Source organism: Haloterrigena salifodinae, assembly GCF_003977755.1.
GTDB lineage: Archaea > Halobacteriota > Halobacteria > Halobacteriales > Natrialbaceae > Haloterrigena > Haloterrigena salifodinae.
On sequence record NZ_RQWN01000001.1, the window covers coordinates 1257982 to 1267958 of the forward strand.

Sequence of the window (9977 nt, forward strand, 5' to 3'; positions counted from 1 at the left end):
GCGGGACCGCAGACCCGCGGCGATTACTACGCCTCGCACAGGGACTCCCGGAACTGGTCGAGACAGGCGTAGCTGGCGCCGCAGTCCTCGCAGATCCACTCGTCGGACACCGTGTGATCGCCGATCTCTCGAGGCCACTCCGCGCTCATGGTCGACGCTCCCACGGGCGGCCCCGTAAGCGTACCGCCGCCGTCACTCGAGCGAGAATCCGGCGTCCGACAGCGAGTCGGCGTTCGTCCAGTACTCCGCGATAGTCTTCTCGGCCCACGACCGGACCGCCTCGTCGTCGGTGTCGATCGACGCCCGCAGGACGCCCTGCTCGTCGCGCAAGAGCAGGTAGACGACGTCGTCGAGGAGCATCACCGCGAGCGGAACCGACCCGTCGCGGACCCTGATCGCCGTCCCGTCGGTCGCTAGCAGCGCCTCGAGTCGGTCCCGGAGCGCCGCGTCGTCGACGAGGGCCTCGATCGCGCTTCGGGAGAAGACGCCCCGAAACGTCTGCTCACTCGTTTCCGCCCGGTCCTGGACGAGCGATAGCGTCTGTTCATTGAAGGCGTGGGAGACCGTCCGAACGTCGTCGGCGCCCTCAAGCAACTCGAGCAGCCGCGACAGCGGCGCGTTCGGTCGGGTCTGGCTGGGCGTGGTGATCGTCGCGTCGGCTAGCCGTCGGAGGTCGAAGGTCAATTCCGTACGCGGCAGGTAGTCGACGACCTCGCGGAGTCGCCGTTCGGTCTCGATGATCCGCTGGAGGTCGGTGATCCCCGACGCGACGAGTCGGCCCGTCGCCGTCGCGACGTACTCGCTGCCTTCGCGGCGGATCCACGACCGCTCCCGAAAATCGCCGAGAATGCGCCCCAGCGTCGCCTGCGAGGCCCCGGTCGCCGCGGCCAGTTCGTTGCGGGTGTGGCCCTCCTCGGCGAGGGACTCGAGCACCTCGACACGGTTGGCCGAGAGCGCGAGGAACTCGATCTCCTCGAGTGCCGATTCCATACGCTCCGTTCGACACCCTTTGGGAAAGCCGTTTCGCACCGTGAAATCATTTCACACCTTGATCAAGTGCATCGAGGGTGCACGGCTTTCCCACGTCGTCGGTCCGCTCTCGCCGGCTGCGATCTTTCTTGCCGTGAAATATTTTCTGAAGGAAACTATATGCCCTGGCCCCCTACGTAGATGTATGATGATCCTCGAAGAATTTCTGCCGACTGACGATCCGTCGGCAACTTCTCTGTACGATCGCACGAGTGCGGTGGTGATCGACCAGTGATCGACCGTCGAACGCTCGCGTTCTTCGTCTGCTCGAGCGTGTTCTTCGGGGGAACGTTCGTCGCGGCGAAGGCCGGCCTCGAGTACTTCCCGCCGCTGCTGTTCGTCGCGATTCGATTCGACGTCGCCGCGCTGGTCATGCTGGGGTACGTCGCGCTCACCGCGTCGGGCGACGACCTCCTGCCCGAAACGCGGGGCGACGTCGTCGCGATCCTCGCGACCGGCGGCCTCGTGATCGGACTAGCGAACGCCCTCCTGTTCGTCGGCCAGCAGTACGCGACCAGCGCCGTCGGCTCGATCGTCTTCAGTCTCAACCCGATTCTGACGCCGGTGTTCGCGGCCGTTCTTCTCTCGGACGAACGGCTCTCGCGGCGCGGTGCGATCGGGATGGGACTTGGACTGATCGGCGTCGTGCTCGTGGTCAGCCCCGACCCCACGGCCCTGCTGGGCGGCGACGCGTTCGGGCGAGCGATCCTCTTCGCCGGCGCGATCAGCGCCGCGCTGGGCGCGGTCCTCATCCGCCGGGCCGGCTCGACGGCCACGCTCTCGAGTACGGTCCGGATCGCGTGGGGACTCCCGATCGCGGCGGCCCTCTGTCACGGCTTCGCCTACTCGACCGGCGAGTCGATGAGTGCCATCACGTGGACGACCGACGCGCTCGTCGCGCTGGGCTACGTCAGCATCGTCGCCGGCGTTCTCGCGTACATCGCCTACTTCGGGCTGCTCGAGGCGACCGAGGCGACCACGGCGAACCTGATCTTCTACGTCGTACCCGTCGTCTCGACGCTGGGCGGCTGGGCGATCTTGGACGAGGCCGTCGCGACGTCGGCGATCGTCGGCTTCCTGACGATCTTCGCCGGCTTCGCTGTCATTGGCAGCGACTCGATCGACATCCGTTCACGGCTGCCCGGCCCGACGGCCGAAGCGCCCGCCTGCGAGGAGGGAGCGTCCGTCACCGAGGAACCGCGCGGGTACCGCTCGGACTGATCGGCCCGACGCAACTGTCTTCTCAGCCCACGATGGCAGCGATGACTACCGGGAGTCGTCGGTCGACGTCCGACCGTCGGGTACGGAAACCGGGACGCGAGCGCCGCGCCCGGGGAGCGTCAGTTCGGCCGGCGGACTCGCGACGACGGTCCCCGACGGATACCGTGCGACCGCGACCGACCCGGCGTCGTGCATCCGAGCGAACCGCTCGAGGAGGGCCGCGTCGTCGAACCCGTCCGGCGCGTCGACGTTGACGCGATCGGTCAGCCGATCGCTCTGTAACTGCACCCAACCGGTGAGCGCGAGTTCGACCTTGGTCCCTCGGAGTCCATCGAACCGCTCGGTGACGTCTCGGTCGCCGATCACGATCCGGTGAAGGCGTTCGTGTGCCCCCGAGGGGACGACGTAGATACTGTCGTCGGGCGCGACGGTGAGGTGGGTCGCGCGCTCGCCCTCCCACCGGGGAAACGGAAACGGCACCGCCGCAGCGTCGGTCATCTCACTCTCTCACTCGAGTGCGAGATTGATCGTCTTCGTCTGGGTGTAGTGTTCGGCCAGCGCCTCGTAGCCGACTTCGCGGCCGATTCCCGACTGTTTGTAGCCGCCGAAGGGCATCCCGGCCGGGAACGCGTTGTACTGGTTGATCCAGACGTTCCCCGCTTCGATGTCCTTCGCCGTCTCGTAGGCCTTCGTAATGTCGTTCGTGATGATACCCGCTGCCAAGCCGTAGTCGACGTCGTTGGCCAGTTCGATCATCGTCTCGTAGTCGGTCCACTCGAACACCTCCTGGACGGGCCCGAAGATCTCCTCCTGGACGGCGCGGTTGTCGTGGTCGATGTCGTCGATCAGCGTCGGGGAGACGAAACTCCCCTCCGCGAGCGCCTCGTCGTCGGGCACGTCACCGCCGGTCAGGAAGTCGGCGCCGGCGTCGCGGGCCTCCTCGATGTACTCGAGCGTGCGTTCGGCCTGCTCTTCGGTGACTTTCGGCCCCAGCGTCGTCTCCTCTAACAGCGGGTCGTCGACGGTGAGGTCCTCGGCGGTCGACGCTAACGCCTCTACGAACTCGTCTTTGATGTCGCTGTGAACGAACAGCCGCGAACCCGCGGAACAGCACTCGCCGGTGTTGTAGAAGATGGCCGTGATCGTCGTGGCGACCGCCTTCTCCAGATCCGCGTCCGGATAGATGATCAGCGGGCTCTTCCCGCCCAGCTCAAGCGTGATGTCGTGGACGTGCTCGGCGGCCTGGGTCATCACCTGCTTGCCGACCTCGGTCGATCCGGTGAAGGCGATCTTTCGGATGTCGGGATGTTTCGCCAGCGGCTCGCCCGCGTCGGGCCCGAATCCGGTGACGACGTTGACGACGCCGTCCGGAAGGACGTCGTCGATCTCGTTCATGAGCTTGAGGACTGTGAGCGGGGTTTCCTCGGCGGGTTTGAGGACTGAACAGTTGCCGGCGGCGAGCGCCGGGCCGAGCTTCCAGGCGGCCATCAACAGCGGGAAGTTCCACGGGATGATCTGTCCGACGACGCCGTAGGGCTCGCGAAGCGTCTGAACGTGTTGCCCGTCGCCGCTCGGGATCGTCTCGCCGCCGTTGACGCGGGTCGCCCCGGCGAAGTACCGGAAGTGGTCCGCGACCAGTTCCATGTCGATTCTGGCCTCGCTGATCGGCTTCCCGTTGTCGAGGGTCTCGAGGCGGGCGAACGCCTCCTGGTTCTCCTCGACGCGGGCCGCGATCTCCTCGAGGACGCGCTGGCGCTCGGCGGCCGAGTAGCCCGACCACGTCTCGTCGTAGGCAGTCCAGGCGGCCTCCACTGCCCGGTCGATGTCCTCGTGGGTACCCGCCTGCACCGTCGCGAGCGTCTCGCCCGTCGTCGGATCTCGCGTTTCGAACGTTTCGCCAGCGGAACTGGAGACCCAGTCGCCGCCGATATACAGTTTCAAATTCGGCGGAATGACGTCCGCTGCGGTCTCCTGATGGCGCTGGCTGATACTATCCGTCCGGTCGCCGCTCGGCTGCGATTCGGTGGCCATTCTACGTCGCCGTTCCACACAGTACGTAATAAGACTAGTAGACGGAAATCTGACACGATAACCACACAAGGTTTATTATAAAGAAATCTTCATTTAATTCCGGAGGTAACGTAACTTCTATTGGTTCCTCCCCGAGAGTCGTGCGCGAGTACCGTCTCGAGTCCCCATACTCGAGACACTCGAGCGGCCGATCTGCATGAGAACGCCGGCAGGTCGCTCAACCTCGCGGTTCTCGTAGCGAGGACGCTCGCCGCCCCTGCGACCGCCCGTTTTCGCGTTCGGAGGCGCCGGCGCCCTACCCGATCCATGGCACTCGCATCCTACGAACTCCACGAACGGCTCGACCGACTCTCGTCCGCAAGCGCCGACCGGGATATCCTCGTCAGCCTCGCCGTCCCGCCAGAGGAGACGATCGGCGAGGCTCGCCAACCCGTCGAGACCGACTACGCGGAGGCGAACCAGCTCGACAAGCGGTCGTTTCCGAAACCGCTCACCGACGCGCTGGAGACCGTCCGGAGCGAACTGAACGAGTACGACGAGATCCCCGAGAGCGGGCTGGCGATCTACGCCGGCGTTCCCGACGGCGACCTCGTGACGGTCGTCTTCGACGATCTACCGGTCCCCATCGACGACTCGATCTACCGCCACGCCAACGAGTTCGACCTCGAGCCCCTCGAAGACGTCACCGAGCCCGAGTCGACCCACGGCCTGCTGGTCGTCGAACGCGGCGGCGCCGCGTTGGGCGTGCTCGACGACGAGGGCGTCGAACCCCTCGAGAGCTTCGAGAGCGAGGTCCCCGGGAAGTCGAGCGCCGGCGGCCAGTCCGCCGAGCGGTTCGAACGCGACCGCGAGCGCCAGAAGCGAGAGTTCTTCGACGAGGTCGCCGACCGCGCCGAGCGGACGTTCCTCGGCGACGAGCCCGTCGACAGCGTCCTGCTGGGCGGAACGACCGGCACCGTCGAGACGTTCCGAGATGAGGCCGACCTCGATCACCGCCTCGAGGACCGGATCGTCGACGAGTTCGCCGTCGAGTACGCCACCCAGCAGGGCCTCGAGCAACTCGCCGAGAAGGGACAGGTGGCCCTCGAAGAACGCGATCGGGACGACGTTCGCGAGACGCTCGGCGAGTTCTTCGATCGGGTCGGCGACGATGATCCTGTCACCTACGGCCGCGAGGCAGTCGACGACGCCCTCGAGTTCGACGCGGTCGAGACGCTGCTGCTCTCGACGGGTCTGGATGGCGCGGACCTGCAGGAGCTCGGGGAGCGAACCGAACAGCAGGGCGGCGAAACCGTCGTCGTTCCCGACGACTTCCCCGACGGCACCCGGTTCGCCGAGGCGTTCGACGGGGTCGGAGCGCTGTTGCGATTCCCGATCGACTGACGGCTCGTAGAAGGCGCGGCTGGCGGGACGTCCGGAGCTGAAACGATTCGGTCGCAGATTCCGGCGTGTTTTCGAACGGAACGTTCAGACAACGATGAGCTAGACTCTCGAGAGACCGAATTCTTAACTACCGGAGTCACCATTGAGAGAGTAATGGATGGCCCAAATCCCTTTGGGGAAATACTTTTAGTGGAAGATAATCCCGGTGACGTCCGGTTGACCAAGGAGCTGTTGAAAGAGACCGGGCTCGAACCAACCGTCCACGTCGTCTCCAACGGGTCCGACGCGCTGGATTTTCTCTCTCAATGCGGCGAGTACGCCGACGCCCCGCGGCCGGACGCGATCCTCCTCGATCTTCACCTCCCGCGGATGGACGGGACGGACGTACTCGAGCGGATGGACGACGATGTCAGGGATGTTCTAGTGATCGTCCTCTCGGGCGCACAGCAAGACCGAGCGTTCGAATCCGACGAGGTCGAAGCCGTCGTCGACGCTCGCGTGCAGAAGCCGCTCGATCCGGACGAGTTCAACGCGATCGTGCAGTCGCTGTCGGAACAGCCCGCCGAGTAACCGCGTCCGGTACCCGCGCGCCCTAAAATCCGCGCGAATGCAGGCACTACGCGCTTTACTCGCAGCCGGAGATCGTTCAGTATGTGTGCGACCTTCACCGACGACGACGTCGGAAAACCCGTCGAGCGGGCCGACGGGAAGGTGATCGGGACCGTCGAAGCGATCGAGGGGGACCGAGCTCGGGTCGAGCCGGCTCCCGACGCGCTTGACTCGATCATGGCCCGGTTCGGCTGGGGTGACACCATCGATCCCTTCGTCCTCGAGGCCGACGCCGTCGACGCGGTCACCGATACCCGGATCCATCTGACGGAGGAGTTTTCGACCGGGGAGACGGGGACGACGGCCGCGGACGAACGATCCGGGAGCCGCCAGGATAACCCACAGAACCGCCCGGATCAGTAAGGGAGTAAACCGGACCCGTCCGACGGACGCCACACTCGCCGAGCGCAGCCACTAGTGGCCCTGACGAATGCAGGCACCACTGGCTTCCCGCGGGTGGTGGTAGCCTCACGCATGTGTGCAACGTTTTCGAACGGCGACGTCGGCAAGTCCGTCGTGAACGGCAACGGCGAGGAGGTCGGCGTCGTCACGTCGGTCGAAGGGGACGTCGCTCACGTCAGACCCGAAACGGCCGCCGTCGACTCGGTCAAGTCCTCGATCGGCTGGGAGGGCGTCGCCGACGCCGCGCACCCACTCGATACCGATTCCGTCCGCGAAATCACCGACGACGCCGTCCACCTCGAGGGCGAACTCCCGTCCGTCGACCAGCAGGATCTCGAGGCGGCCGTCGATTCGAACACCGGCGACGTCGCGGGCGAGGAACGGACCGAACCCGCCGGCGGCTCGGCCGGGACCGAGGAGACCGAAATCGCCGAGGACCTCCGCGACGAGACCGGCGAGGACACCCTCGAGGAGACGGATGCGATCGACGAGCGCGGCACGACCGCACCCGACGAGACCGAATCGGGGCGCGACCGGGCGAGCGATCGCGGTCTCGAGGCGGACCCGACGGAGCTAGCCCGCCAAGAGCGCGAGGGCGGTACCCGGGCCGGGGCGTCGGTCGAACCGACCGACGATTTCGAGTTGACCGACGCCGCCGTCGATCCGGACGCGGAGCTGGAATCGACCGACGCTGCGGTCGACCGTGACGACGATTTCGAACCCACCGACGCCGCCGTCGATCGAACCGGCGAGCCGCGACGGACGGACGCCGCGGTCGATCCCGGTGAACAGCCCCGCGGAGCAGACGTCGATCCGGCGCCCGACTCCGACCGCGACGCGGAGGCGGAGCGCGGCGGGCCGACGACCGAAGACGCGGGGAAGACGGACCTCGAGGATGGCCCCGAGACGGAGCGACTGAGCGATCGGGACGAGGACGAGGACGCCGACGGCGACCGGCGCGAAGACTGACGCGGACCTCGATCGGGAGTGGCGGTTCGAACGCCGTGTCTCGCCGGCCCGGACACTATGGGTCGCCGGCTGATAGGAAGCCTATGTTCGGTCGAGACAGCGAGCGCGGAACCGACGGTATCGACGTCGCCGGCGCGGGAAACGATCGGTCGATCGTGTTCGTCCACGGCGCGATGTTCACGCGGAAGATGTGGCTCCCCCAACAGCGGGCGCTATCGACTGAGTACCAAGTCGTCACGTTCGACCTGCCGGGCCACGGCGTCTACGGCGACGAGCAGTTCCGGATGGAGCCCGCGGTCGACCGCCTCGAGCGCGCCATCGAGGAGCACGCCGGCGGCACGGCGGTCGTGGTCGGGCTCTCGCTGGGCGGCTACGTCGCGACGGAGTACGCCACACGCCGTCCCGAGACGGTCGACGGGCTGATTCTGTCTGGCTCGAGCGTAAATCCCGTCGGGGGGATGGAGACGCTCACGCGGGCGACTGGGGCCATCCATCGGCTCGCCACGAAGCCCGATATTGGCTGTCGAGTCGTCGAAAAACTCGGCTACCGCTGGGTTCGCAACCGCGATCTCCCCGCGGACATCGAGCGAGAGATCATCGACTCGGGCATCTACCCGCGGGAGTTCGGCAACGCGGGACCGTTCATCGCGGGCGAGGACTTCCGGGGGAAGCTGTCGACCTACCCCGGCCCGACGCTCGTGCTCAACGGCGAGAACGACAAGCTCATGCGCCGCGGCGAGCAGAAGCACGCGGCGGCGGCCCAGGACGGTCGCGTCGAGGTGCTCGCCGGTGTCGGCCACATCTGTAATCTCCACCGGCCGGAGACGTACACGGACCGCGTCCGGAACTTCGTGCGACAGCGCGTCGCCGCGCGGCGCTGAGTCGGCGGCCGGCGGTCAGCGCTGAAAACGAAGACGAAGACAGAGATAGAGACGGAGTCGATCGAAAACGGGTCGGAGAGACGAGGACGGACCGATCAGGAACGGCGTTCGCCGACTATATCGCGGACACGACCGGGGAGACCGAGGACGGAGATCCCGAAGCCGAACAGCACCATCAGCACGTAGACGCCGAGCGTCGAGGTCCAGACGACGAGCATCGCGAGGATCGCCCAGCCGCCCTCGAGGAAGTAAAACGCCCCGATGGACATTGCCGTCCCGTAGAGCAAGACGAGGTACGGCCCCCAGTCGGTGGCGTGGCCCCGTCGCTGCTTCCGGCGGACGTAGCGCTTGAGTTCGCTCTCGAGGGACTCCTTTTCGACGGTGCGGCGTTCGACGTTGTCCTCGAACGAATCAACTCGATCGCGCAGGCGTTCGATCTCCTCGCGAAGCGCTTCGGGATCCTCCGATCGATCCCGCGTGCGGGCGCTTCGACGGCGGCTCGATCCCGCCTCCGCCGATTCCGTAGCCGTCCCTGCGTGATCGTCCGTCGCCCCCTCGTCGGCACCCGTGGCGTCGTCGGTCATCGCTTCTGTCGAAAACTGTCGATGTCCGGGACTTTGTAGCTGCCGATCCACTTCACGGTTGGCGAGGACCGCATTGAGGACGGCGCCGAAGACGAGGATGATCGCGCCGAGGTACAGCCAGGCGAGCACGAGAAAGACGGCCCCGAGTGCGCCGTAGATGACGTAATCGCCGGCGAACGCGGCATAGAGGGAGAACGTCCGGCTCAGAGCGTACCAGCCGACGGCGGCGACGAGCGTCCCCGGAAGCGCCTCCCGGAGGTCGACGTCAGCGTCGGGGAAGACGACGTACAGCGGCAGGAAGGTCACGGTGAGGCCAAGCAGGACGAAGATCGGGCCGACGATCGTCGCCCCCAGGAAGGGCACGTACCGGATCAGCAACTCAAGGGCGGCGACGAGCGCGAGTCCGCCCGTTATCACGAGGAAGACGACCATCGCGTCCCAGACGGTGTCGAGCAAGGACTTCGAGCCGGCGGTGCCGTACACCTGCGAGAAGGCCCGATCGAGGCCGCGGAGCACGCGACTCGAGCCCCACAGCAGACCGAGCGCGCCGGCGACGGTCGCGCTCTGCCGGCCGGTGTCGTTGAGGACCGTCTCGGCGAGCAGTTCCCGGGCAGACTCCGTGAGGACGTCGGTGGCTGCGGACGTCAGCCGTTCGGCCAGCGCCTCGCCGCCGATCGAAGCCGCAAGCCCCAGGGCGAGCAACATCAGCGGCACGAGCGAGATGAACCCGTAGAAGGCGACGCCGGCCGCCAGCAGCGTCAACTGCTCGCTGCGAGCGAGGCGCACGGCGTCGCCGGCGAGTTCGAAGTCGAACCTGCGGTCGATCACGGATCGTAGATGGCGGTAGCCAGCGACATATGTGGTTGTG

At 66.5% G+C, this 9977-nt stretch carries 11 protein-coding genes; 6 read left to right on the forward strand and 5 right to left on the reverse strand.

Annotated elements, in window-relative coordinates:
* Positions 1-26: 26 nt before the first annotated feature.
* Together EH209_RS24940 and EH209_RS06410 are read right to left on the reverse strand one after the other, a co-directional pair.
* Complete coding sequence (locus EH209_RS24940) at positions 27-149, reverse strand: hypothetical protein (protein ID WP_282957085.1); 123 nt, start codon at positions 147-149, stop codon at positions 27-29.
* A 43-nt stretch (positions 150-192) separates the two neighbouring features.
* Positions 193-990 carry a helix-turn-helix transcriptional regulator gene (locus EH209_RS06410; protein ID WP_126662068.1) on the reverse strand — a complete coding sequence of 266 codons (798 nt, stop codon included), beginning with the start codon at positions 988-990 and terminating at the stop codon, positions 193-195.
* Between the two features lie 270 nt (positions 991-1260).
* Here EH209_RS06410 and EH209_RS06415 point away from each other — a divergent pair, with 270 nt between their 5' ends.
* The gene (locus EH209_RS06415) at positions 1261-2250 is read left to right on the forward strand and encodes a DMT family transporter (protein ID WP_126662069.1); all 990 of its coding nucleotides are present in this window, start codon (positions 1261-1263) and stop codon (positions 2248-2250) included.
* A 45-nt stretch (positions 2251-2295) separates the two neighbouring features.
* Here the strand turns inward: EH209_RS06415 and EH209_RS06420 are convergent, their stop codons facing one another.
* Both EH209_RS06420 and EH209_RS06425 read right to left on the reverse strand, forming a co-directional pair.
* Entirely contained in the window at positions 2296-2748 is a 453-nt protein-coding gene (locus EH209_RS06420; protein WP_126662070.1) for a hypothetical protein, read from the reverse strand.
* A gap of 9 nt (positions 2749-2757) precedes the next feature.
* Entirely contained in the window at positions 2758-4281 is a 1524-nt protein-coding gene (locus tag EH209_RS06425) for an aldehyde dehydrogenase family protein (RefSeq protein ID WP_126662071.1), read from the reverse strand.
* A 306-nt stretch (positions 4282-4587) separates the two neighbouring features.
* Between EH209_RS06425 and EH209_RS06430 the strand changes: the two genes are divergently transcribed.
* The 5 genes from EH209_RS06430 to EH209_RS06450 all read left to right on the forward strand — a co-directional run bounded on the left by EH209_RS06430 (position 4588) and on the right by EH209_RS06450 (position 8525).
* Complete coding sequence (locus tag EH209_RS06430; RefSeq protein ID WP_126662072.1) at positions 4588-5664, forward strand: Vms1/Ankzf1 family peptidyl-tRNA hydrolase; 1077 nt, start codon at positions 4588-4590, stop codon at positions 5662-5664.
* A gap of 153 nt (positions 5665-5817) precedes the next feature.
* Positions 5818-6234, forward strand: coding sequence for a response regulator (locus tag EH209_RS06435; protein WP_126662073.1), 417 nt, complete (start codon positions 5818-5820; stop codon positions 6232-6234).
* Between the two features lie 81 nt (positions 6235-6315).
* Entirely contained in the window at positions 6316-6636 is a 321-nt protein-coding gene (locus tag EH209_RS06440) for a hypothetical protein (RefSeq protein ID WP_126662074.1), read from the forward strand.
* 111 nt (positions 6637-6747) lie between these two features.
* Entirely contained in the window at positions 6748-7644 is an 897-nt protein-coding gene (locus tag EH209_RS06445) for a hypothetical protein (RefSeq protein WP_126662075.1), read from the forward strand.
* 83 nt (positions 7645-7727) lie between these two features.
* Positions 7728-8525: an alpha/beta fold hydrolase gene (locus EH209_RS06450; protein WP_126662076.1), complete on the forward strand. Its 798-nt coding sequence runs from the start codon at positions 7728-7730 to the stop codon at positions 8523-8525.
* A gap of 95 nt (positions 8526-8620) precedes the next feature.
* On the opposite strand, the gene EH209_RS06455 is transcribed toward EH209_RS06450, so the two are convergent.
* Complete coding sequence (locus EH209_RS06455; RefSeq protein ID WP_126662077.1) at positions 8621-9937, reverse strand: YihY/virulence factor BrkB family protein; 1317 nt, start codon at positions 9935-9937, stop codon at positions 8621-8623.
* Positions 9938-9977 lie beyond the last annotated feature (40 nt).